Below are 24235 nucleotides of genomic sequence, written 5' to 3' on the forward strand. Positions count from 1 at the left end.
GTAGCACGATGCGTGCAAGCACTTCCAATTGATTCGTTTCCATAAGACAAAGGTCGCAATTTATAGGGATAATAAAAATTAATCCCCACTAAATTTCTACTGCGCCGTTATTGATGGAATATAAAAATAGAGGCTGTCTCAAATTGAATTTTGAAACAGCCTCTATTATGTATATGGAATTCAGATTACTTCAGGCGAGCCAAAGTTTCTTTAATTCTGCGCATTGATTCTACAATGTTTTCGTCAGAAGTAGCATAGCTCATACGGATACATTCAGGAGCACCGAATGATGTACCTCCCACGCATGCCACGTGACCTACTTCAAGAAGATACATTGCAAGGTCGTCAGAGTTGTTTATCACTCTGTCTCCGTCTTTCTTACCGAAGAAAGAATCACATTTAGGGAACAGATAGAATGCTCCTTGTGGAGTGTTTACTTCGAATCCCGGGATTTCTTTTGCCAGTTTCACAATCAGGTCACGACGACGTTCGAATGCCTTACGCATTTCTTCTACAGGAGCCTGTGTACCTGTGTATGCTGCTTCTGCTGCTTTCTGTGATACAGAGCATGGACCTGAGGTATATTGTCCTTGCAGTTTGTTTACACCTTTTACAATCCATTCCGGACCGGCAATGAAACCAATACGCCATCCAGTCATTGCATAAGCTTTAGAAACACCGTTTACGATAACCACACGGTCTTTGATTTCTGCAAACTGTGCGATACTTTCGTGCTTTCCGATGTAGTTGATGTGTTCGTATATTTCGTCAGCAATAACAATTACACGTTCGTGTTTTGCAAGCACTGCTGCCAAACCAGCCAATTCTTCTTTTGTATAAACAGAACCTGTTGGGTTAGAAGGAGAACATAAGATAAGTGCACGTGTTTTAGGAGTGATAGTAGCTTCAAGCTGTTCAGGAGTGATCTTGAAGTCCTGATCTATACCTGCGCTTACGATGACAGGAGTACCTTCTGCCAATTTTACCATTTCAGGATAGCTAACCCAGTATGGTGCAGGAACGATAACCTCGTCACCTTTGTTGATAAGGGCCATGATAGTGTTGCAGACAGACTGTTTTGCACCGTTTGCACAACTGATTTGTGCTGCTGTATATTCAAGTCCGTTTTCTTTCTTCAATTTCTCTACAATAGCGTTACGTAGAGCCGGATATCCCGGAACTGGTGAATAACGTGAGAAATTGTCATCAATAGCCTGTTTTGCTGCTTCTTTGATGTGATCCGGTGTATTGAAATCAGGTTCACCTACACTTAGATTGATTACGTCAATACCCTGAGCTTTTAATTCGCTGCTTTTTTGCGACATAGCCAATGTAGCCGATGGCGACAGGCTGTTCAAACGATCTGAAAGTTGGTTCATTGTTAGTCCTTGTTTAAATGTTGAATTATTCTGCAAAATAAGCTATTTCTTGTGAAATACGCAAAAGAAATAACTTTGAAAATATAAAAAATGCCGCATAAAGCGGCATTTGGTTTACTTTCTGTCTCCCAATATTCTGAGTAGGTAGATGAATAGGTTTATGAAGTCCAAATAAAGTGTAAGTGCACCTAAAAGTGCAATTTTCTGCGTTGACTCGTTCACTTCTATATCATCACCGCTAAGAAGATGTTTAATTTTTTGTGCATCGTATGCTGTAAGTCCCACAAAAAGAAGGACTCCTACATAAGATATTATCATGTCCATCATGGAGTTATGTAGGAATATATTTACCAATGATGCGATTATGATACCTATAACACCCATAATGCACAGATTGCCGATACGTGTCAGGTCTTTTTTAGTTACATACCCGAATATTGCCATTGCTCCGAATGTTCCCGCTGTCACGAAGAAAGTCGTTGCTATGGAACTCATTGTATATACCAGAAACAGAATTGACATTGTCATTCCGTTAAGTACTGAGTAGGCAATGAATAACAGGGTAGCAGTAGTGAAGCTGATTTTGTTTATTCTGGCGGTCATGTACATTACCAGTACTACTTCGGCTATAAGTATTCCCCAGAACATCATCGAATTCTGTGACATGATATTCAGGATAGTCATTGATTTTGCCATATACATGGCTGTAAGTCCTGTTATGGCGAGTGCCAGTGTCATCCATGTATAAACGCTGCGCATTAAAGCGTTTTGCGCTACTTTTGATTCGTAAGTACCTTTTACAAGGTCTTTGGTTTCAAGTATATTCATAATTATTCTATATTTGGTTTATTTGTTGAAATGAAGTGTGTGTCCCATACGTTCTTTTTTGGTATGCAGATACTTTTCGTTGAACTTGTTCGGGGTAACTTCTATTGGTACGTTTTCCACTATTTCAAGTCCGTAAGCTTCAAGACCTACTCTCTTGACAGGGTTATTTGTCAGAAGTCGCATCTTGGTTATGCCTATTTCTCTCAAAATCTGTGCTCCCACTCCATAGTCGCGTTCGTCGGCCTGATGTCCCAGGCAGATATTGGCATCTACTGTGTCCATACCTTCTTCCTGAAGCTTGTAGGCTTTCATCTTTTCCATCAGTCCTATTCCTCTTCCTTCCTGATTAAGGTAGATTACTGCCCCTTTACCTTCTTTGTCGATGAGTTCCATCGCTTTGTGAAGCTGTTCGCCGCAGTCGCATCTCATTGAACCGAAGATATCACCTGTGGCACATGATGAATGAACTCTAACCAATACAGGTTCGTCAGGAGTAAAGTTACCTTTTATCAGTGCTACATGTTCCAGGCCATTGCTTTTCTGGCGGAAAGGAATCAGTCTGAAATGTCCGTGTTCTGTAGGCATATCTACTTCTACACCTTTTTCTACCAATGATTCCTGTTTCAGACGGTAGGCTATAAGATCTGCTATGGAAATAAGTTTGAATCCGAACTCGTCTGCAATTTTTCTAAGTTCCGGCAGGCGTGCCATTGTTCCGTCTTCGTTCATTACTTCCATAAGTGCTGCCGCAGGATATAATCCCGCAAGACGAGCCAGGTCTATTGAAGCTTCTGTATGTCCGGCTCTGCGGAGTACACCCTTGTCCTGAGCATATAGAGGATTTATATGACCAGGTCTTCCGAATGTTTCCGGCTTTGATTCAGGGTCTGCCAATGCACGTATTGTTGCTGCTCTGTCCGCTGCTGAAACACCGGTTGTACAGCCTTCCAGCTTGTCTATTGTAACTGTGAATGGAGTTCCAAGTATTGAAGTGTTGTTGGAAACTTGTCTAGGCAAGTCAAGCTCGTCGCATCTTGATATTGTGATAGGTGCACATAAAACACCTCTGGCATGTTTAAGCATGAAGTTTACTTTCTCCGGTGTGATAAGCTCTGCTGCAATTATCATATCACCTTCGTTCTCGCGGTCTTCGTCGTCAACTACAATGACGATTTCACCTTTACGGAAGTCTTCTATTGCCTCTTCGATTGTGTTCAGTTTGATTTCGCTCATAATTTTTATTGCTATTGTATTATGTTAGTTTTTATTCTTTCCTGTATGTCTCTACTTGTTTTTATAATTGTTTTCAGATCCTTGTCAAGTATCACTCTGTGTTTCCATATGTTTAACCAGATTACGATTCCTGCAGGAACTATAATACCGAGTATCAGGTTGAGCCATATTTTGTCGGATACGCTCTTATGTGCCTTTATAAATAAGAACGGATAGTTATTTAAATTGTTTAGTATAATCGCATCTTTAGAGTTTGAAAGTTCCTCTACCACGTTCTCTATTTCCTGGCTTATCTCCTTTATATGGTCATCGTGTGTATGGTTGGTAAACACTTTGTAATAATTAGGAGGACCTAATAGCTTGTGTGTGCTGGAATAATTTTCACATTCCTGGCATATCTTGTCCAGTTTTTCGCATACCTTTTGATAGTCAGGACTATATATGATAACCTCTTTCCTGAATATATGTCTTGATTGTCTCAGACCGAATATTTTTCTGAAGAATGCCTTATATACATCAATGTTGAATACCACAGAATCCTTGTTCGATTTGTATGTAAGGAAAATTCCCATAGGTGCAAGCACCAGGCTGCTCATCCATGTTCCAAGAATAATATTCATCTCTCCACTCTTTGCTACACGGGTGGCTCCAGAGTCTATTATATAATAAAGAATAAATATCAATACGGATATGACAACCGGCATTCCCAGACCTCCCTTTCTTATGATTGCTCCAAGCGGAGCTCCGATGAAAAAGAAGAATACACATGCGAAGGAAAGTGTTATCTTTTTATGCCAGTCCGATCTGTGCGAACGGATACTTTTGTCATTGTCTTGTGTGACAAACGATTTCATGCTCCAGTCGGAACTTAAAGACGACATTCTTCTTTCTGTAGAAGTAAGAGTCTTCAATTTGTCGTCCGAACTTAACGAGCGGTACAGACTGTCTGTATTAATATAAGTGAGATTTTCTTCTTTTATTTTTATGGAATCGGACTTGCTTAAATCAGTCGTTTTATATGTGGTTGACATGATTTCATTATGCATAGCCCTTCCCACACTGTCTGTATAAGCAGTGAGCGAATCTATTGTGGCTGTGATTTCCATCATGTTTTTAATGTCCGATCTTCTGTTTAGGAAACTTCCGTCCACCATGTTGAATTCAGCATCGAAATCTATAAGAGTATGTTTTTCGGTGAATGTCTCTCTTCTGTACGGTACGTTTTTAGAATCAATGTTCTGTGATTTCAGATTTTCGAACAGTTCTCCATTGTACAGATGCAGATACAGGTGCTTCTTGTCGGCAGTAAGCTCAAGTTTGCCTTCTTCTGCCCAGATGATACGTGCATTTTCGAAACCGTCGGAAAAATTATATATCAATACATCTTTCAGGATACCTGTGTCCCTGTCTTTTTTGTTTACATATATATTATATCCTTCAATATCAGAGTAAAATACTCTTTCTGGAATATCAACTTCAGGCGATTTTTGTTTCATTGAGACAAGGAGTGTCCACAGCTCCTTTTGTGCCTTAGGACCTATGACATTTTGGAAATAAAATGATGTAAAGCCCAGTATTATACATAGGAAAGCCAACGGACGCATAATCCTCAACAGCGGAATACCGGCTGCTTTCATTGACAGCAATTCGTATCTTTCCCCAAAATTACCGAATGTCATGAGGGCAGCAAGAAGTATTGCCAAAGGTAATGAAAGAGGGATAAGTGTAAGTGCAGAAAGAATAAAGAATTGAGCCAATACGTTCAGCTCAAGTCCTTTCCCTACCAGTTCGTCAACATATTTCCATAAGAATTGCATCATGAAGATGAACAGGCATATAAAAAATGTTCCGGCAAAGAGCAGTGTAAAACTCTTTAGAACGAATATATCTAGTTTTTTTATACGTAATATTCCCATCATTTTATATTATGATGCAAAAATAGCATAAAATATGGATAGGGGGGTAATGTTTTGTATATTTTTAATTATTACTGCCTATACACCAAAAACCCTTTTCAGTACATCAATTTGTGAATTCCATAAGTTTATTGTGTCTTCTTCATCTTCTGGGTCAGCAAAGTCGGTCACTTCAAGTATATGGTCTGATGTAAGTTCGTTGAATAATATCTTGAATTCGAAAAATGATTTGGGCTCTTCATCATCCTTCCAGTGGAATCTTATGAAATATTCAGATCTGGTGTTTGTGATGTCGGCGTCTCTGCTTTCTGTTTTTCCCCATCTGAAAGTGTATGTTTTTCCGTTCTTTGTAACTTTATCGGCAAACCATCTTTCAAGTCCTGCCGGAGTACTGATTGCATTCCATATAATAATTCCTGATGTAGGATTTAAGGGATATTCTATTTTTAGTTTTCTTTTCATGTCTATTGATTATGTTTTTCGTCAATTATGATTTTTTTAATTGTTGGCAAATTAAAGTAAATTTTTCGACTATTGGAGTAATTTTTTTTATATTATAAAACATAGTCTCAGAACGTGCGCACGTTCGACCTGAAACGTGCGTTCATTTTAATCAAAACGTGCGCACGTTTTACTTTAAATGTGCGCACGTTTTATATCTGAACATTTTTCGAACTTTTTGAATAAAAAATGAGGTAAAAATTTGTATGTTTCAGAAAAAGGTCATACCTTTGCACCCGCAATCGAGAAACAATGGCGGGATAGCTCAGCTGGTTAGAGCGCATGATTCATAATCATGAGGTCACCGGTTCAATCCCGGTTCCCGCTACAATTTAACGATTTAGCCGTTGGGTGGCTTCCACGCCTGGCGGTTTTTTAATGAATAATGGCGGGATAGCTCAGCTGGTTAGAGCGCATGATTCATAATCATGAGGTCACCGGTTCAATCCCGGTTCCCGCTACTGTAAGGCATTTAAGAATACGATTTCTTAGATGTCTTTTTTGTTTATATACTATCATTTTATATGCTTCTACTGAATTTCGGTAGAATGTTTTGTATTTCAAAATATAATATATATTTTTGTACAAACTCAATTGGTTATGAGAATCATAGCAAGAAGTAAAATCGTTGAATACTATACAGAACACCCTGATGCAGAAACTGCACTTGAGGACTGGCTCCAGAAAGTGAGAAAAGCAGAGTGGACATGCTTTTCTGATATAAAGAAGATGTTTAACAGCGTTGACAGTGTAGGTAACCAGCATTATGTATTCAATATAAGAGGAAACAACCATCGCTTGATAGTGCTTGTTAAGTTTACAATAAAAACGGTACTGATTAGATTTATAGGTACTCATGCGGAATATGATTTGATAGATGCAAAAAATATATAGTATGGCAAAGATTCAGAATGAAACAGCTTATAGGGCAGCAATGGAAAGAATAGAAGAACTTCTGCCTTTGACTGATGAGAATACACCACTTACTGACAAGAACTTGATAGAGCTTGATTTATTGTCTGAACTTGTATCGGAGTATGAAGATGAACATTACCCGATAAAGTCTCCTTCATTGATAGATGTTATAAAGTTGCGTATGTATGAAATGGGACTTAATCAGGCGAAACTTTCAGAGCTTCTTGGAGTTAGCCCATCACGTGTCAGCGACTATTTGACCGGTCGTTGCGAACCGACTTTGAAGGTTGCTCGTGATATTAGTAAAAAGCTCAATATTGATGCAAATATAGTGCTTGGGGTATAGAATAAACAGGAAAATAATGTGTGATATTCGTTTTATAATATAATAATGAGTTCACCGGTTCAATCTCGGTTTCCGCTACAATAAAAAAGACATTTAAGAATTTCTTAAATGTCTTTTTTATTGTGTTAGTAAACGAAACTGCTTCCACCCAGGAATTCTCTCAATAATGATGTAGGAGGGAGTTCAGTATCTTGTATTGATACAAAATAGCTTAGGAAGTGCAGCAGGCGGTGTGCTTCTGAGTATTCCGGACATTTGTTCGGTACTTTTCTTAGTATAGGTTCAATGTGATCCTTGATTACTGCAAGTTCGAAAAGCAATGCGGAATTGAACATGGCATCTGCATTTTCCTGATATGGGAAAATCCATTTCTCCTCGCCGGCACGGACACTAGGCCAACGGGCTATTGTCGATTCGGCAGAACTTCCACGATATTTTGAGTCACGGATTATTCTGCGTAGTAATCTGTTGTCTGTTGTTGGAATGTAATTATGTTTGTCAAGCAGAATTGTTGTAAGTGCTGATACATATATCTTATATTTGTTTTCAGCTGGAATATTTGGTGTAAGTTCAGGATTAAGGGCATGTATTCCCTCAAGTATCAGGATCATGTTATCCTCTAATCTGAATTTTATACCGCTGCTCTCTCTCATTCCACTTGAGAAATTGAATTTAGGCAGTTCCACTTCTCCTCCCTCAAGTAATGTGTCCAGTTGTTTTTTGAAGAAAGGAAGATCCACGGCGTATAGTGATTCGAAATCGTGGTTACCGTTTTCGTCAAGTGGAGTATTGTCTCTGTTTACAAAATAGTCATCAAGAGATATAGGATATGGTTTCAGTCCGTTTGTCATGAGTTGGATACTCAATCGTTTGCTGAACGTTGTTTTCCCTGATGATGAAGGTCCTGATATAAGTATTATCTTTACTCTGTTATCGCCTACCTGTCTTGCGGCTATTTCGTCTGCAATCTTTACAATTTTTCTTTCCTGGAGAGCTTCCGAAACGTTTATAAGATCGATGGCATGTCCTTCATTGCATGCTATGTTGAAATCGCCTACAGTACTTATTCCAAGAATCTCATTCCATCTGTGATGTTCCTGGAAAACTTCCAGCATTTTTTCCTGTTTTATGAGTTCTTCTATTTTCTCAGGATTGTTTTTATTTGGTATCTGCAGCAACAGTCCGTCGTAATACTTTACGATATCGAATTTCTTTATGTATCCGGTGCTAGGCACAAGGCTGCTGTAGTAACAGTCCAGTGTATCTCCAAGTCTATAGTAGAATGAATACAGTTTTCCGGATGTTGACAGGAGTTTTACTTTGTCTGTCATGCCTCTTTCCTGGAAAATCTTTATCACATCTTCCGTTCTTTGTTCATAGCGTGTGATGGGTAAATCCTCGTTGATAATTTCCTGCATTCTTTTCTTGATGCGTGAAACATCGTCAAGTCCGATGGTTCTGTCAATGTGTAATTTGCAGAAGTATCCCTTCGAAACAGGGTGTTCCAGGGATATTGTTCCGCATGGATAAAGGTCGTCAACGGCTTTTACTAGTATGAAACATAACGAACGTACGTATGTTCTCATGCCTGACGCGCTTGTTATGTCGAGGAATTCAACGTCCTTGTTGTAATATACCCGGAAATTTAGATTTTCTACTTTGTTATTTACCTTTGCGCTTACCGGTCCGTATGGCATATTCAAGCCAAGTTCCCTATAAATGTCTATAAGAGATGTCCCTTCTGGAAATTCTCTTGTTTCTTTGTTATTTTTGCAATATATTTGTAACATAATTGTAACATGTATTACTAATTGGATGAACTGGCAGTCAATTTACTCAATTATATCCAGATTGCCTATATCTAGCCTAAATAATAACAGATGGAATATTCTTTTTATGATTTTTTAAAGTTGCTAGGCTCTTTGGCTTTGTTCCTTTACGGAATGAAGATTATGAGCGAAGGTTTGCAGAAATTTGCAGGTGACCGCTTGCGAAGTATTTTAACGGCGATGACAACCAATCGTGTAACAGGAGTCCTGACTGGTATGCTTATCACAGCATTGATACAGTCTTCTTCGGCTACTACGGTGATGGTTGTCAGTTTTGTTAATGCCGGTCTTCTTGAACTGGCCCAGTCTATAGGTGTTATCATGGGTGCGAATATCGGTACTACGGTTACTGCATGGATAATATCTGCGTTAGGATTTAAAGTAGATATATCCGCTTTTTCACTTCCTCTGCTGGCATTCGGTATTCCTTTGCTGTTTTCTCAGAAAAGTTCTCGCAAGTCGGTTGGTGAATTTATTTTCGGATTTGCATTTTTGTTTATGGGGCTCAATCTCTTAAAAACAAATGCGCCGGATTTGAGTCATAATCCTGATATGCTGGCTTTTGTTCAGAATTATACAGATATGGGCTTCGTCTCTGTATTGTTGTTTGTGCTGATAGGTACAGTGCTTACAATGATAGTTCAGGCTTCGGCTGCAACTATGGCTATAACATTGATTATGTGTGCCAACGGATGGATTAGTTTCGAACTTGGAGCAGCTTTGGTGCTTGGCGAAAATATAGGTACTACGATAACTGCAAATCTAGCTGCTTTGACTGCAAATACACAGGCCAGGAGAGCGGCTATGGCACATTTGATGTTTAATATATTCGGTGTTGTCTGGGTGTTGATATTGTTCAGACCGTTCCTTTCAATGGTGGAATGGATAGTTTCTGATTTTATGAATGTGTCTGAGGCAGGAGGGGTGGCCGTTTCATTCAAACTATCGGCATTCCATACTTGTTTTAATATATGTAACGTGCTCATACTTATATGGTTTGTTAATTTTATAGAGAAAACTGTTTGTTGGATTATTCCTCAAAAGGAGCAGGAAGAAGAATATCGTTTGCAGTTCATTTCCGGAGGTATGTTATCCACAGCCGAATTGTCTATTCTTCAGGCTAGAAAAGAAATCAATCTTTTTGCAGAACGTATTCAGCGTATGTTCGGTATGGTACGCGACTTGTTGCATGTCAAAAATGAATCGGAATTCAACAAACTGTTCAGCCGAATAGAGAAATACGAAAATATCAGCGATAATATGGAGCTGGAGATTGCAAAATATCTTAATCAGGTATCCGAAGGAAGATTGAGTTCCGAAAGTAAGGTGCAGATAATGGGTATGCTCCGTGAAGTTACGGAAATAGAAAGTATTGGTGACAGCTGTTACAATATTGCACGTACCATTAACCGCAAGAATCGTGGCAATGATGACTTTACCGGTGCACAGTATGACCATATACATCAGATGATGAATCTTACTGATCAGGCTTTGTCGCAGATGATAAAACTGGTTGAAGATACACACCACACAGTGGATGTTAATTGCTCATTTAATCTGGAAAATGAGATAAACAATTATAGAAACAGATTGAAGGGTCAGAATGTGGTTGACGTTAATAATAAAGAGTATGATTATCAGATGGGTGTTCATTACATGGATATTATAGCCGAGTGTGAAAAGCTGGGTGACTATGTTGTGAATGTTGTTGAGGCACACACTGACATCAAGGAAAAGAAAGCATGATGTTGCTTGAGATATGATATAAAAAAATCCGGTAGATAAATTCTACCGGATTTTTTTATGCTATTGATTGATGATTATTTCTCAATGCTGATAAGTTCAACTTCGAAAATCAAAGTAGAGAAAGGTTTGATTTTACCAGCTTCACGAGAACCGTAACCGAGTTCCTGTGGAATATAAAGTTCCCATTTAGAACCTACAGGCATCATAGTAAGAGCTTCTGTCCAACCCTTGATAACCTGGTCTGCACGGAATGTAGTAGGCTCTTTACGTTCGTATGAGCTGTCGAATTCTGTACCGTCGATCATTGTACCTTTGTAGTGAACTTTCACGCGAGAAGTTTTAGTAGGGATTTCACCTTTACCTTCTTTTATGATTCTGTACTGAAGTCCGCTTTCAGTAACCTTGATACCATCTTTGCTCTTGTTGTTGGCAAGGAATTCTTCGTTTTCCTTCTTGTATTCGCCATATTTAGCTTCAAGAGCTTTAGTCTTGATTTCTTCTGATTTTGTACGTACATACATAGAAGCTGAGTCAGGAGCAACAAGGCTGTTTTCTTCTACAGCAGCAATGAAACCTGCCAGGAAGTTTTCTTTGCTCATTGTTGTAGTAGAATCGCCTGCAAACAGCTGGTTGTTGATTGCTTCGTACATATCACCACTTACCTGCTGGCCAATCTGCATACCTGCCATATATGCTTTTTCTTTGTCAGAAGTATTTTTCATACCTTCTTTGATACCTTTGATGAAGTCTGCCATATATGTAGTATCAACACCAAGACGACCAACTACATAATCTTTTAAACCTTGAGAATTGCTTACTCCCACCATGTATGAAAGTGTGTCGATGTCACTTTTCATGTTTGCTTTAGGAGTACCGCTTTGACCGCATGAAGCAAGTCCGGCTGCAGCAGCCAATACCATTAAAGCTGTACTTTTTTTCATTTTGACTTTTTAATTTTTTAGATATTAATATTCTGTTGTTTTTTTACCCGTTAAAGAACTTCCAGAAGTTCTACTTCGAAAATCAGTGTACTGTGTGGAGGAATCATTTCGCCTGCACCGTGTGCACCGTAACCCAGTTCTGATGGAATGTAAAGTTTCCATTTTGAACCTTCTGACATAAGCTGCAATGCTTCTACCCATCCTTGAATAACCTGATTTACACCGAATACAGCAGGCTCACCGCGCTTGATAGAACTGTCGAACAGTGTACCGTCGATAAGTGTACCTTCGTAATGGCAACGTACTCTATCAGTAGCTTTTGGCTTTTTGCCGTTTCCTTCTTTGATTACTTCGTACTGTAATCCGCTTGGCAATGTAACGATGTTTTCTTTCTTCTTGTTTTCTTCAAGGAAGGCCTTGCCTTTTTCTATATTTTCAGAATTTACTTTTTCTTCAAGTTCAGTGAAAAACTTGTTTACTATTTCGCGGGCTTCATCGTGAGTAATAGCTGTTTTGTTCCCCTCGAGCACGTCTTTTATTGCCTGTGCGAAATCTTCTACCTGAATGTTGCGGGCACCCATGCTCCACAAGTTTTGGCCTATCCCCAGACCAATGGCATAACTGAATTTATCCATGAATTTTGTTATATATTATTATAATAATTTATTCGGATGGCAAAGGTATCTTTTTTCTTTGAAACAGAGGAACTTTGAGTGATAATTTTTCTTATTTTTGTGGTGACAACATATAAAAAGTACAGATAAACATGAAAAAAATAGTTGTATTGACAGGCGCGGGTATGAGTGCCGAGAGTGGAATAAGTACTTTCAGAGATTCTGGTGGACTATGGGAAAAGTATCCGGTAGAGCAAGTGGCTACTCCTGAAGGATATGCCGCAAATCCTAAACTGGTAATAGATTTTTATAATGACAGACGCAAGCAGTTGTTGGAAGTGGAACCTAATTTAGGACATAAAATTCTGGCTGAGTTGGAAAAAGATTTTGACATAACTGTTGTAACTCAAAACGTTGACAATCTGCATGAACGTGCAGGAAGCACAAACGTCATTCATTTGCACGGAGAACTTACAAAAGTAACATCAAGCCGTGAGCCAAACAATCCTAAATATATAAAGGAACTTGCTCCTGAAAACTTCGAAGTTAAAATCGGTGATTTGGCCGATGACGGTTCTCAGTTACGACCGTTCATTGTATGGTTCGGCGAGTCTGTCCCTATGATAGAAACAGCTATAGACTATGTGGAAAAAGCGGATATTTTTGTCATAATAGGAACATCGATGAATGTATATCCGGCTGCCGGATTGCTCAATTATGTAAATCCTTCCGTTCCTGTTTATCTGATAGATCCTAATCCGGTGAATATAACATCGGGGCGTAAGATACACGTAATATCTAAAGGTGCTTCTGCCGGAATGGAAGAATTAAGAAAAATATTGCTAAATAAATTATGACGTGAACATTTTTATAATTACATTTGTTTTGTAATTAGTATTGAAACAATAGACTAACATTTATTTTAAATTAGAAAGCGTTATGAAAAAGTACATTTGCACAGTTTGTGATTGGGTTTATGATCCTGAAACAGGTGATCCAGATAACGGAATAGCTCCAGGTACAGCATTTGAGGATATTCCAGAAGATTGGGTTTGTCCTGTATGCGGTGTTGGTAAAGAAGATTTTCAGGTAGTAGAAGATTAAAACTTATAATCCAACAAAATATTTATCTCCATTCCGGAACTTTTCCGTTATGGAGATTTTTTTTGTTAACTTCCAATCTTTTCTTAACTTTACAGCCGTAAAATAATAACTATATTGAAGAAGTTTATAAATATATTGTTTCTTTTCTTATGGGGAAGTTTTTTCTTCATAACTACTTCTTGTACTCCTGCTGTTGATAATAGCCGGCATGAATCTGAAAATATAGCAGAAGAGGAATGCAGGGAGTATTATAATATTCATAAATTTCTTCTGTCTGATTATAACAGCAGACATACGGAAATGCTGGCGGCTGATGTAAGTCAGTTAGGAAGTCTGGCAGTCAACATCCGCGTTATGGTCAAGTTGACGGCAAGGCAGATATACAATACTTCAGTATATTGGGCAAAATACGCGGTCCGGATGATAGCTGAGTATATTCAGCATCTGAGTGTTATAACCGAAAATCTTAACTCTAGCAAATTTCGTATTGGCATGACTGGTAGTCACATCATGTATTTATACCAGCTGTGTCATATTCTTATTTAGTCCTATTTTTGTCTCTTTATTCATTGTTATTGGATGGTTTGTATCATCCTAAAGGAAGGTTTGTGCCTTTCCGAAATTCATTTTATGTATAATTAATTCATTAGAAAATCAGACAAATAAATTTTATGGACTCAAATTCATTGTTTTCAAATGTACACGATCATGTTTCACGTCGTACAGACATACGTTCAATCATATTTTCAGTTATTTTGATTTTGATAGGTGGAGCAGCTTTTTATGTATCCATTATGGAAGGAAATGAATCATCTTCAATAAGCATGCTTGTTATGACAATAGGTGCCGCATTATTGTTAGTAGGTGTTTTTCGTCTTTTCTGGAAAAGTCATAGCTGGTTTTATACACCCACACAAAGTCGTATAGCCGTAAAAAGTGAATTTTACGAAGCGGCAGATTTCCGTAGTCTGAAGTCTGTATTGGAAAGTAATAACTTTTCTGGAGAAAAAACAGTAAGGAGTGGAAATACTGGAGGAATCAGAATGGATTACATGTATTCAAAAGACCGTAAATTTGCAGCTGTACAGCTGTTTCAATTCTCATCCTATATTTATCAGCCAGTGACAGATGTTTTTTATTATAAGGATATGACTGCTGATGAGTTTATCTGCTGTGCTGAAAAGAAAATGTTCTGATATTTTTCTTAATATCTAAACTTCTTGATCATTATATAGAACTTCCTAAGCGATACAATTGACTGTATCGTCTTGGAAGTTCTTTTATTTTTATGATAATTTATTTTACCTTTTCCATAGCCTGTTCCAGGTCGGCTATAATATCATTTACATTTTCTATACCGACAGAAAGACGTATCAGGTCAGGAGCCACACCAGCTTCAATCAGTTGTTCGTCGCTTAACTGACGGTGTGTATGACTTGCCGGATGAAGCACACATGTACGTGCATCTGCCACGTGTGTTACGATACATATCATCTTCAGGTTGTCCATGAATTCTATAGCTTCCTCACGGCTGCCGTTCAGTCCGAAAGCAATCACTCCACATGAACCGTTAGGCATATATTTCTGACCCAATTCATAATATTTGCTACTCTTCAGTCCGCAATAGTTAACCCATTTTACCTTAGGGTTGGCTTCAAGCCATTCAGCTATTTTCTGAGCGTTCTCGCAGTGGCGAGGCATACGCAGATGCAGAGTCTCCAATCCCAAATTAAGCAGGAATGCATTTTCAGGTGATTGTATTGAACCTAGGTCACGCATCAGCTGGACTGTAGCCTTAGTGATATATGCCATTTTACCGAATGCTTTTGTGTAAACAAGTCCATGGTAAGATTCGTCTGGTTTTGTAAGTCCAGGGAATTTGTCGGCATTTGCTTCCCAATCGAAGTTACCGCTATCCACTACGGCACCTCCCACACAAGTAGCGTGTCCGTCCATGTATTTTGTTGTAGAGTGAGTGACGATATCAGCTCCCCATTCGAATGGGCGGCAGTTGATAGGAGTTGCAAAAGTATTATCTACAATCAGAGGAACACCATGGCTGTGAGCTATACGTGCAAATTTTTCAATATCCAGAACATTGATACTTGGGTTAGAAATAGTTTCTCCAAACAGACATTTTGTGTTAGGACGGAAAGCCTTTGATATTTCCTCTTCACTGGCGTCAGCATCAACGAAAGTACATTCTATACCGAGTTTTTTCATTGTAACGGCAAAGAGGTTGAATGTTCCACCGTAGATAGTAGAAGAGCATACAAAGTGATCTCCTGCTTCACAGATATTGAATACGGCGTAGAAATTGGCAGCCTGTCCTGAAGAAGTAAGCATAGCACCTACACCACCTTCCAGAGCTGCTATTTTTGAAGCTACAGCATCGTTTGTAGGATTCTGAAGTCTAGTATAGAAATAACCGGACTCTTCCAAATCGAATAAACGTGCCATCTGTTCGCTTGTTTCATATTTGAAAGTTGTTGACTGATATATAGGCAATACTCTCGGTTCACCTTTTTTAGGTTGCCATCCGGCCTGTACGCATAGAGTTTCTCTACTAAGTTTATTTTCCATAATGTTTTATTTTTTATTGAATATTTATTTTATTGACGGCAAAATTACTAATATTTCCGTCAATTAGTGGACGAATGACAAAAAAAAGAATTATATTTGAACATTATAACCTAATAAGAATATTTGTATGGAAGATGAAATCTATTTTAAGCATGTAATACCGGCTCAAATCCGGTTCAGTGATGTTGACCAGTTCGGACACATGAACAATTCTGTGTATTTCTCTTTATATGACCTTGCAAAAACTACCTATTTCAAGGATGTGTTTGGCGATTTGCATGACTGGAATAAATTTGCGGTTGTTGTGGCAAATATAAATGCAGACTTCATGGCTCCGGTGTTTTTTTCCGATGAACTTATTATTGAAACCACAGTAGTTCATTTGGGTAATAAAAGTTTGACATTGCTTCAGCGTGCGGTAAACAAGTCAAGCGGTGTGTTGAAATGTCAATGTCGGACAGTGCTTGTCGGTTATGATGTGACTTCCAAGGAACCTGTTCCAATTCCTATGATTTATAAGAAAGCGATATGTGATTATGAAGGGAAAACTCTTGAGGAGTTGTCAAAGAAATAAAAAATAGTTATACCGTCGTAAACATAAAAAATAAGTTTATGGCGGTATGTTTTTTATATAGATATCAATACTAGCAATAAAGTATAATGTATGAACAAAATAGTATATCGGAAAGACTGTATTTCAATATAATTTTGCAAAAGAAACAGTATATAAAAATAGTATAGATATGAAGTTGAAAAAATTTGAAGGAAATCCAATTTTATCACCTAATCCTGATAACACATGGGAGAATCTTGTGGTATGTAATCCAGCAGCTTGCTATGAAAACGGAAAATTTTATTTATTGTATAGGGCAGCAGGGAATGATAAGGAACATTATATACATATAGGTTTGGCTGTAAGTGATGATGGGTTTAATTTTAAGCGTGTTTCAGATAAGCCGGTATTATCTCCTACGCCTGATAATTTTGATGCAGGTTCTGTTGAAGATCCAAGAATTGTAAAATTTGATGATGAATTTTATATGACGTATGCGTTTCGTCCATATCCTCCTGGACGTTATTGGGAAAATGATTACGATGTTATAGAAACACCAGAACATAATGACTTTGCTCCGAAATGTTTGAGAGAGAATATCGGAAATACGGCTTTGGCTGTGACAAAGGATCTTGTTAACTTTAAAAAAATAGGACGATTGACTCATCCTTCTCTTGATGATAGAGATGTTATTATATTTCCTGAAAAGATTAATGGTAAATTTTATATGTTACACCGTCCTAAAAATTTTGTAGGTGCAGAATATGGTACTGATTATCCTTCTATTTGGATAAAATCGTCAGAAGATTTAATGAGTTGGGATGTACCAAGCAAGTTACTTCTAAAAGGTGAGGAAGAATGGGAAGTTAAAGTTGGTGGAAATACTCCTCCTATAAAAACTGAATCAGGATGGTTGTTGCTTTATCATGGTGTGGATAAAAATTTCACTTATAGGGTTGGTGCATGTCTTCTAGATTTGGATGATCCAAGTAAAGTGTTGTATAAGACACAACATTTTATAATGGAACCTGAAACAAGTTATGAAAAAAATGGATTGTATAAATGGGGTGTAGTGTTTCCAACAGGTTCAGTAGTATTGAATGATGAATTGTATGTATATTATGGCGCTTCTGATCAATGGTGTTGTGTTGCTACATGTAAATTGAGTGAATTAATAGATTTTGTTAAAAAAGATAGTAAGTAAATAGGTAATAAATATATATAAAATGGTAGGATCAATATCAGCAATAGATATAACGATTATAGTATTATTCGTTATAGGTATTATTTGGTGGGCGTTGCGTAATAGTAAGACTTCCGATTCGGAATCTTATTTTCTTGCCGGAAAAAGTATGTCATGGCCTATGGTTGGCTTATCATTGTTTGCAGCCAGCATATCTAGTTCTACCCTTATAGGGCATTCAGGTGAAGGCTTTATAAGTGGAATAGCTGTGTTTAATTACAACCTTATGGCTGTATTTGTAATGATTTTCTTTGCAATGTTTTTCCTGCCATTTTATATAAAATCAGGTATATATACAATACCAGAATTTTTGGAAAGGCGTTTTGACGGCAGGTCTCGTTTGTATTTTTCTTTTATAACAATTATTGGAAATGTTTTTCTTGATGCAGCAGCGGCTTTATATACTGGAGCTTTAATTCTGAAAATGATGTTCCCCGATGTAGATATGATGTGGATAATAATAGGGATGGGTATTGTAGCTGGCAGTTATACTATTATTGGTGGATTATCCTCAGTTATAAATGCAGATGCAGTGCAGTCTGTTATATTATTATTGGGTTCAATTATATTGTCTATATTATGTTTTAACAGTATTGGGGGATGGGAAAATTTTGTGGACAGATTCCATGATGGAGTTTGGCTTAAATTGATAAGACCGATTGATGATCCTACTGTACCATGGCCGGGGCTTTTGTTTGGTGTTACAATTCTAAGCTTTTACTTTTGGGGAAATAACCAAGTTATGGTTCAACGCGTATTATCTGCCAAATCCATAGATGAAGGAAGAAAGGGTGTATTGTTTGTTGGTTTTCTATATATGTTTACACTTTTCATATTTATTATGCCAGGTCTAATAGCACGTGGTATAGATCTTTTTGGAGTGGGCGATGCTTTACCTGATGAAATTATAAGCGGTGGAGTGTTGAAAGATACATATGGTATTAACACTGATGAAGTTTATCCACGCCTTATAGTGAAATTGCTCCCAGTAGGTTTGATAGGTGTGATAATAGCTGCAATGATTTCTGCTTTGACTTCTACGCTTAGTGCCACGTTGAGTTCTGTATCAACATTGTTTACAATGGATTTTTATTCACGTTATATCAAGGTAAATGATTCTAAAAAAATGGTTAGAGTGGGACAGATTGCGTCATTCGTTGCGTTGATAATAGCTGTTTCATGGGCACCGTTTATTCAAAAATTTGATTCTTTGGTAGGTTATTATCAAGAAATGGTATCTTATATAGCTCCCCCAATAGTTGGTGCGTTTTTTATCGGGGTGTTTTGGAAAAGGGCAAATGCAATCGGAGCATTTACAGGGCTTATGTTTGGGCTTGTTGTAGCTTTTTTAATTATGGGATTAAAATATGGTTTAGGGATAAATATAGGAATACATTATTTGATGTTAGCTCCATTATTGATGATATTAAGTATGATTGTCATGGCTATGGTAAGTATTTTTACAGCTTTGCCTCCAACTGATAAAGTTGAGGCAAATACATGGAAAATACAAATATGGAAAGACGAAACTAAAGAATTAAAGGGGATTGTATGGTATAAGAATTTTAGAGTTCTTTGTGCAATTCTGGCTGTATTATGTTTAGTGGAATATTTAATATTTTTATAAAATGAAGAAATCTTGTGTTGTATTACTTATATTATCGCTAATATTTACATCTCTCTATTCACAACCGGTTCAGCAACAGATGATACGTGTTGAATTGTCTCCGCAAAAATCGGATTGGTTATATGAAGTAGGTGAGAGTGTAGAAATTACTGCTCGGATTATTAAAAATAATGTTCCGTTAACAGAAAATGTTGATATTGTTTTTAATTATGGAAAAGAGCGTATGAAATATAAAACAGAATTGGTACATGTTGAGAACGGTATCTGCAAAATAAATATTGGAACTTTAAAAGAACCTGGATTTTTGAGATGTGTAGCCAGTCTGAAATATAACAATCATGATTATCAAGGAATGGTAACAGTAGGGTTTTCACCCAATTCAATTAAACCTACTGTAATAAAACCAAATGATTTTGACGATTTTTGGGCAGAAGCAATAGATGCAAATAATTTACCTTTGGATTTAAAAAAAGAATATGTGGTAGATTTATCAACAGCCAAAGTTGATGTTTATCATATCAGTTTTGTCAACTATAGAGCTAATTCAAGGATTTATGGTTGGTTGGCTATTCCGAAATTTGAAAAAAAATGTCCGGCAATTTTGCGCTTGCCAGGAGCTGGTGTATGGAAATCTGGTCCAGATATATCTACGGCAGAACGCGGTGCTATAGTTCTTAGCATAGAGATACACGGTTTGCCTTTAACATACAATAATTCATTGTATGAAAATCTTAAAAACAATGCATTGTATGGATATTCTAAGTATGGTATTGAGGATAAAAATAAAAATTATTACAAACGAGTGTTTTTAGGTTGTGTTAAAGCATTAGATGTATTCTATGAAATTGCTTCTTTTGATAAAAAAAATATTGGCGTTTTTGGTAATAGTCAAGGTGGAGCATTGTCTATTGTTACGGCGGCCTTGGACAGTCGTGTAACTGCATGCGCCGCTATTCATCCAGCGTTGTGTGATTTGACTGGATATTTGCATGGTAGAGCAGGAGGATGGCCTCATATATTTGAAACTATTAGTATTGATGATACGTTAACTGGAGTATATGAAAAAGCTTTATCATATTATGATATGGTAAATTTTGCAAGAAATATTAATATTCCTTTTTATATGACGTGGGGGTATAATGATATCACATGTCCTCCAACTTCTGTTTATTGTGTAGCAAATATTGTAGGTAAGGAAAAAACGTATGATATAGTTCCAGAAACCGGACATTGGTTTTATCAGGAACAAATGGATAAACTGGTTTCATGGTTGTTTAAACATTTGAATAATTAAAGTATGAAACAAAAGTTTAATTTATCAGGTCTTGATTGGACATTGGCTGGAACACATCCATATTATTGGAAATTGGATGAACAGATGAATACTGGAAAAATAATTCAGTTCTCAACATCTCCTGTTAAGGCTAATGTTCCAGGGTCTGTTCAAAAAGCGTTATTAGATTCTGGTGTCATTAATGACTGGAATTATGGATTGAATAGTTATGGAATTGAATGGGTTGAAAATAGACATTGGATATACCAGACAAACATACCGGGAGATTTTTTTAGAAATAATGAACGAAAGTATATACTTAATTGCCTAGGACTTGATGGCGAAGGTGAAATATGGTTAAATGGTAATAAAGTAGGAGAATTTGGTAGTGCTTTTATTTCTTATAAATTCGATATTAAACCATATATTAATACTGAAAATAATATTTTATCAATAATTTTCTATTCACCAGAAAAATATCAAGGTCAAGTATATTGGACATCTAAAACCCAATTAATAAAACCGAGATTTTATTATAATTGGGATTGGTGTCCAAGATTGGTACAGATAGGTATATGGGATAATATTTATATCGAATCTTTAGATGATTTTGACCTTTCAACGTTGTTGACTTTTACAGATGTTGATTTAAAACTTAAAAAGGGATTGATTTTCTTTAAAGATTTATCTTGGAACAATTCTTGCCGGTTACATGTAATTCTGAAAGATTTGACCAACAATATTTTAGTTGATACTATATTTGATAATGATTTATCAAAAGGATATCTCTTGAATATTGATAATATTCTATTATGGAATCCCAATGGTAAAGGCAAACAATACTTATATTTACTTGAATGTGAATTGGTAGATAAAAAAAACAACATTTTAGATAGGATTACACGTAGGATAGGTTTTAGAAAAATTGAATGGGATAGTTGCAATAAACATTCTTCGGATTCGTTCTCTTGGCTATGTAAGATAAATGGTGAACCGGTTTTCCTTCAAGGTTTTAATTGGACACCTGTAAAAGTAATGTTTGCAGATGTAACAGAAGAGGAATATCGCTCTTTGTTATTGAAGTATAAAGATTTAGGGGTAAATATACTAAGAATTTGGGGTGGCGGATTTTTGGAGAAAGAATGTTTTTATAATCTGTGCGATGAATTGGGTATCTTGGTATGGCAAGAGTTTCCTTTATCTTCATCTGGCATTGATAACACTCCATCTGATGATAGTAATATAATATTACGGATGAAAGATATTGTTGAATGTTATATCAGAAGACGCCACTACCATACTTCATTATTGATGTGGGGAGGAGGAAATGAGTTATATACAAAAGATAATAAGGCTCCGCTTGATTTTACTCATCCTATGTTGAGGGAGATAAAACGTGCTGTTGAGTGTATGGATAATTTTCATCGTTTGGTTCCAGCTTCTCCTTCTGGACAAGTTATTTATAATGATAAATCGTTTTATGGAGAAGGCATAATGAGTGATGTACATGGCCCATGGTGGTTACCCGAAGAGCCTTCTGATGACGAAATGTCTAATATAAAGAAATATTGGTCTGAGTCAGATGCTTTGTTTCATTCAGAAGCAGGAGTTCCTGGGGCTTCATCAATAAACATATTTAGGAAGTATTATTCTGAAGAATATTTATCAGATGTAGCTCCCTCCAATCCTATATGGACACGTTTTTTATGGTGGGTGGAGGATGAGCATTTCTTAAAAAGTAATCCGGATTTTAAATCTGTCCCATTGGAAAAATATATAGAATGGAGTCAAAAGCGTCAAGAGAAAGGTCTTTCAATAGCTTTAACTGAGGCGAAAAAAAGATTCCCAGCTTGCGGCGGATTTATTATTTGGATGGGACATGATTGTTTCCCAACTCCTGCCAATACCTCAATTATAGATTTTGATGGCGAATATAAACCTGTTGCCTATATTTTAAAAACAATTATGTGTAATGATGTGTAAAATATTTTGTTTGTTTTGTTTTTTATTTTCTGCTTTTTCAATAAATCTGTTGGCTATCCATTCACAGAATGATATTCATAGTATAAATGAAAAATTATTTGAGGTACTGTTATATTACTCTGAAGATTATAATTATGATATAAATCATTTAATGGAAATCATAGATACAGAGAGGGGGGTATTCTATGATCTGGATTATTCGGATCAGACAAATTCAGAATGGCAACCTGGTATTCATTGGAGACGTCTTTCCTATATGTCAAAAAGATTTTTGATAGATGACAATCCTTTTTATAATGATAATCAGTTGTTAGAGGCTATATTGAATGGAGTGGATTTTTGGATAAAAAATCCGCAAAAGGCTTCCAATGGATGGTGGAATTTGATTGGAGTGCCAATGGAAATGGGCACAGTATTGATATTGATGCAGAGATATATTGATCCGGTAAAGATAAATAAATGTATTCCATTTATGAATTTGGCTGTCAAACCGGATTTTTATGATTACTATGGTCCTGCCACAGGTCAAAATTTGTTGTGGGAAACTTTTAATCATATTATGGCTTCTGTTTTATCACACGATAATAACGGACTTATGAAAGCATCAAAAGCTTCAGCTAAAGAAATTGTTGTAACAACAAAAGAAGGCATACAGCCGGATTATAGTTTTTATCAACATGGAAATCAATCTTACTCATTTGGTTATGGTAAAGCTTTTAGTTTGACAGCAGCACAAATTTTGTATTCTTTGAATAATACAAAATATTCGTTACCTGATAGTTGTATGTCTGTATTGTCAAATTATTTGTTAGAAGGCCAACAGTGGTGTTCTTATAAAAAAATGCTTGAATATACATCTATGGGACGTGAAATAGCTCGTCCAGACAGTAAAATAAATACAATAATTAAAGCTGCTGATCTAATTTCAAAAGTTGATATAAAGAGAAAACATTTGTTTAAAGACTTTATTTCTCAGTTAAAAGGTGAGTCTCGTGAAAAGGAATTGCGTGGTGTGAAATCATTTCCAAGAATAGATTTAATGGTAAATCATGGTAATGATTTCTTTTTCTCTGTAAAATCATGTTCAAATAGGATTGTTGCTACAGAAACTGGTAATGGGGAAAATCTTAAAGGTTATTATTTAGGGTATGGAACCCAGTTTATTAGTAGGCGTGGAGATGAATATGAAGGTATATTCCCATTATGGAATTGGAAACAGTTACCAGGAAGTATTGCAGAGCAAGATTCTTTAGAGTTACCAGTCTATAATTGGACAAAAGGTGCTGAAGGTACAACAGAATTTGTTTATTCAGTTTCTAAAGGTGATTTGGGAATTATGGGATATGATTACGAAAAAAATGGAATAAAAGCACTAAGATGTTGGGCTTGTTTTCCTGATAAGGTGTTATCTTTAACTTCATTATCTAATATAGACTCCGATAAATTAGTGTTTGAAACATTGAATCAATGTTTTTTGAAAGGTAATGTTTTTGTGGATGGAAATAAATTAATTACAAATGAAATTCCCATGAGATAAAAAAATCACGCCAAAGAGAATGTAAATAGTCAAGCTGAAGTTACCTTTGTATAGTGTAACCCTAAATGTATCAGTTATGGCAGA

At 36.6% G+C, this 24235-nt stretch carries 22 protein-coding genes and 2 tRNA genes; 15 read left to right on the forward strand and 9 right to left on the reverse strand.

Going from position 1 to position 24235, the window contains the following annotated elements; genetic code table 11:
- Nucleotides 1-185: 185 nt before the first annotated feature.
- From H6A61_RS12670 to H6A61_RS12690, 5 genes are all read right to left on the reverse strand, one after another.
- A complete protein-coding gene (locus tag H6A61_RS12670; RefSeq protein ID WP_154043306.1) occupies nucleotides 186-1379 on the reverse strand; it encodes a pyridoxal phosphate-dependent aminotransferase in 1194 nt (397 codons plus the stop codon).
- A gap of 114 nt (nucleotides 1380-1493) precedes the next feature.
- The gene (locus tag H6A61_RS12675; protein ID WP_204394104.1) at nucleotides 1494-2207 is read right to left on the reverse strand and encodes a Bax inhibitor-1/YccA family protein; all 714 of its coding nucleotides are present in this window, start codon (nucleotides 2205-2207) and stop codon (nucleotides 1494-1496) included.
- An 18-nt stretch (nucleotides 2208-2225) separates the two neighbouring features.
- A complete protein-coding gene (locus H6A61_RS12680) occupies nucleotides 2226-3440 on the reverse strand; it encodes a bifunctional 3,4-dihydroxy-2-butanone-4-phosphate synthase/GTP cyclohydrolase II (protein ID WP_204394106.1) in 1215 nt (404 codons plus the stop codon).
- A gap of 11 nt (nucleotides 3441-3451) precedes the next feature.
- Entirely contained in the window at nucleotides 3452-5350 is a 1899-nt protein-coding gene (locus H6A61_RS12685; protein ID WP_204394136.1) for an LptF/LptG family permease, read from the reverse strand.
- A gap of 84 nt (nucleotides 5351-5434) precedes the next feature.
- Nucleotides 5435-5818 carry an START-like domain-containing protein gene (locus H6A61_RS12690; RefSeq protein ID WP_154043309.1) on the reverse strand — a complete coding sequence of 128 codons (384 nt, stop codon included), beginning with the start codon at nucleotides 5816-5818 and terminating at the stop codon, nucleotides 5435-5437.
- Between the two features lie 293 nt (nucleotides 5819-6111).
- Here H6A61_RS12690 and H6A61_RS12695 point away from each other — a divergent pair.
- From H6A61_RS12695 to H6A61_RS12710, 4 genes are all read left to right on the forward strand, one after another.
- A tRNA-Met gene (locus H6A61_RS12695) sits at nucleotides 6112-6185 on the forward strand.
- A 59-nt stretch (nucleotides 6186-6244) separates the two neighbouring features.
- Nucleotides 6245-6318: transfer RNA gene (locus H6A61_RS12700), tRNA-Met, on the forward strand.
- Between the two features lie 139 nt (nucleotides 6319-6457).
- Complete coding sequence (locus H6A61_RS12705; protein ID WP_204394109.1) at nucleotides 6458-6751, forward strand: type II toxin-antitoxin system HigB family toxin; 294 nt, start codon at nucleotides 6458-6460, stop codon at nucleotides 6749-6751.
- Between the two features lies 1 nt (nucleotide 6752).
- Nucleotides 6753-7118, forward strand: a complete 366-nt coding sequence (locus H6A61_RS12710; RefSeq protein WP_154043311.1) for a helix-turn-helix domain-containing protein — start codon at nucleotides 6753-6755, stop codon at nucleotides 7116-7118.
- A gap of 125 nt (nucleotides 7119-7243) precedes the next feature.
- Here the strand turns inward: H6A61_RS12710 and H6A61_RS12715 are convergent, their stop codons facing one another.
- Nucleotides 7244-8908, reverse strand: coding sequence for a nucleoside kinase (locus tag H6A61_RS12715; protein ID WP_204394111.1), 1665 nt, complete (start codon nucleotides 8906-8908; stop codon nucleotides 7244-7246).
- Nucleotides 8909-8998: 90 nt separating this feature from the next.
- Here H6A61_RS12715 and H6A61_RS12720 point away from each other — a divergent pair, with 90 nt between their 5' ends.
- Nucleotides 8999-10693, forward strand: a complete 1695-nt coding sequence (locus H6A61_RS12720; RefSeq protein WP_204394113.1) for a Na/Pi cotransporter family protein — start codon at nucleotides 8999-9001, stop codon at nucleotides 10691-10693.
- 74 nt (nucleotides 10694-10767) lie between these two features.
- Here the strand turns inward: H6A61_RS12720 and H6A61_RS12725 are convergent, their stop codons facing one another.
- Nucleotides 10768-11634: an FKBP-type peptidyl-prolyl cis-trans isomerase gene (locus H6A61_RS12725; RefSeq protein WP_154043314.1), complete on the reverse strand. Its 867-nt coding sequence runs from the start codon at nucleotides 11632-11634 to the stop codon at nucleotides 10768-10770.
- 50 nt (nucleotides 11635-11684) lie between these two features.
- Nucleotides 11685-12269 (reverse strand): FKBP-type peptidyl-prolyl cis-trans isomerase, encoded by a 585-nt coding sequence (locus tag H6A61_RS12730; protein WP_204394115.1) that lies wholly within the window; start codon nucleotides 12267-12269, stop codon nucleotides 11685-11687.
- A 131-nt stretch (nucleotides 12270-12400) separates the two neighbouring features.
- Between H6A61_RS12730 and H6A61_RS12735 the strand changes: the two genes are divergently transcribed.
- The 4 genes from H6A61_RS12735 (at nucleotide 12401) to H6A61_RS12750 (ending at nucleotide 14548) form a co-directional block, all read left to right on the forward strand.
- Entirely contained in the window at nucleotides 12401-13105 is a 705-nt protein-coding gene (locus H6A61_RS12735; protein WP_204394117.1) for an SIR2 family NAD-dependent protein deacylase, read from the forward strand.
- A gap of 82 nt (nucleotides 13106-13187) precedes the next feature.
- Nucleotides 13188-13352 carry a rubredoxin gene (gene rd / locus H6A61_RS12740; RefSeq protein WP_154043317.1) on the forward strand — a complete coding sequence of 55 codons (165 nt, stop codon included), beginning with the start codon at nucleotides 13188-13190 and terminating at the stop codon, nucleotides 13350-13352.
- A 114-nt stretch (nucleotides 13353-13466) separates the two neighbouring features.
- A complete protein-coding gene (locus tag H6A61_RS12745; protein ID WP_204394119.1) occupies nucleotides 13467-13898 on the forward strand; it encodes a hypothetical protein in 432 nt (143 codons plus the stop codon).
- A gap of 125 nt (nucleotides 13899-14023) precedes the next feature.
- On the forward strand, nucleotides 14024-14548 hold the full coding sequence (locus H6A61_RS12750; protein WP_154043319.1) for a hypothetical protein: 525 nt from the start codon (nucleotides 14024-14026) through the stop codon (nucleotides 14546-14548).
- 100 nt (nucleotides 14549-14648) lie between these two features.
- Here the strand turns inward: H6A61_RS12750 and H6A61_RS12755 are convergent, their stop codons facing one another.
- Nucleotides 14649-15935, reverse strand: coding sequence for an O-acetylhomoserine aminocarboxypropyltransferase/cysteine synthase family protein (locus tag H6A61_RS12755; RefSeq protein WP_204394121.1), 1287 nt, complete (start codon nucleotides 15933-15935; stop codon nucleotides 14649-14651).
- Between the two features lie 127 nt (nucleotides 15936-16062).
- On the opposite strand from H6A61_RS12755, the gene H6A61_RS12760 reads away from it, so the two are divergent.
- The 6 genes from H6A61_RS12760 to H6A61_RS12785 all read left to right on the forward strand — a co-directional run bounded on the left by H6A61_RS12760 (nucleotide 16063) and on the right by H6A61_RS12785 (nucleotide 24151).
- On the forward strand, nucleotides 16063-16509 hold the full coding sequence (locus tag H6A61_RS12760; RefSeq protein ID WP_204394123.1) for an acyl-CoA thioesterase: 447 nt from the start codon (nucleotides 16063-16065) through the stop codon (nucleotides 16507-16509).
- 169 nt (nucleotides 16510-16678) lie between these two features.
- Entirely contained in the window at nucleotides 16679-17692 is a 1014-nt protein-coding gene (locus tag H6A61_RS12765; protein WP_204394125.1) for a glycosidase, read from the forward strand.
- A gap of 22 nt (nucleotides 17693-17714) precedes the next feature.
- Complete coding sequence (locus H6A61_RS12770; protein ID WP_204394128.1) at nucleotides 17715-19358, forward strand: sodium:solute symporter; 1644 nt, start codon at nucleotides 17715-17717, stop codon at nucleotides 19356-19358.
- A gap of 1 nt (nucleotide 19359) precedes the next feature.
- Nucleotides 19360-20652, forward strand: coding sequence for an acetylxylan esterase (locus tag H6A61_RS12775; RefSeq protein ID WP_204394130.1), 1293 nt, complete (start codon nucleotides 19360-19362; stop codon nucleotides 20650-20652).
- A 3-nt stretch (nucleotides 20653-20655) separates the two neighbouring features.
- Entirely contained in the window at nucleotides 20656-22614 is a 1959-nt protein-coding gene (locus H6A61_RS12780) for a glycoside hydrolase family 2 protein (protein WP_204394132.1), read from the forward strand.
- Entirely contained in the window at nucleotides 22604-24151 is a 1548-nt protein-coding gene (locus tag H6A61_RS12785) for a polysaccharide lyase family 8 super-sandwich domain-containing protein (RefSeq protein WP_204394134.1), read from the forward strand. Before H6A61_RS12780 ends, H6A61_RS12785 begins: the two co-directional genes overlap by 11 nt.
- The last annotated feature ends 84 nt before the right edge of the window (nucleotides 24152-24235 follow it).

Origin of the sequence: Bacteroides caecigallinarum, assembly GCF_016901995.1 — a bacterium.
In the GTDB taxonomy this organism is placed as follows: domain Bacteria; phylum Bacteroidota; class Bacteroidia; order Bacteroidales; family Bacteroidaceae; genus Phocaeicola; species Phocaeicola cellulolyticus.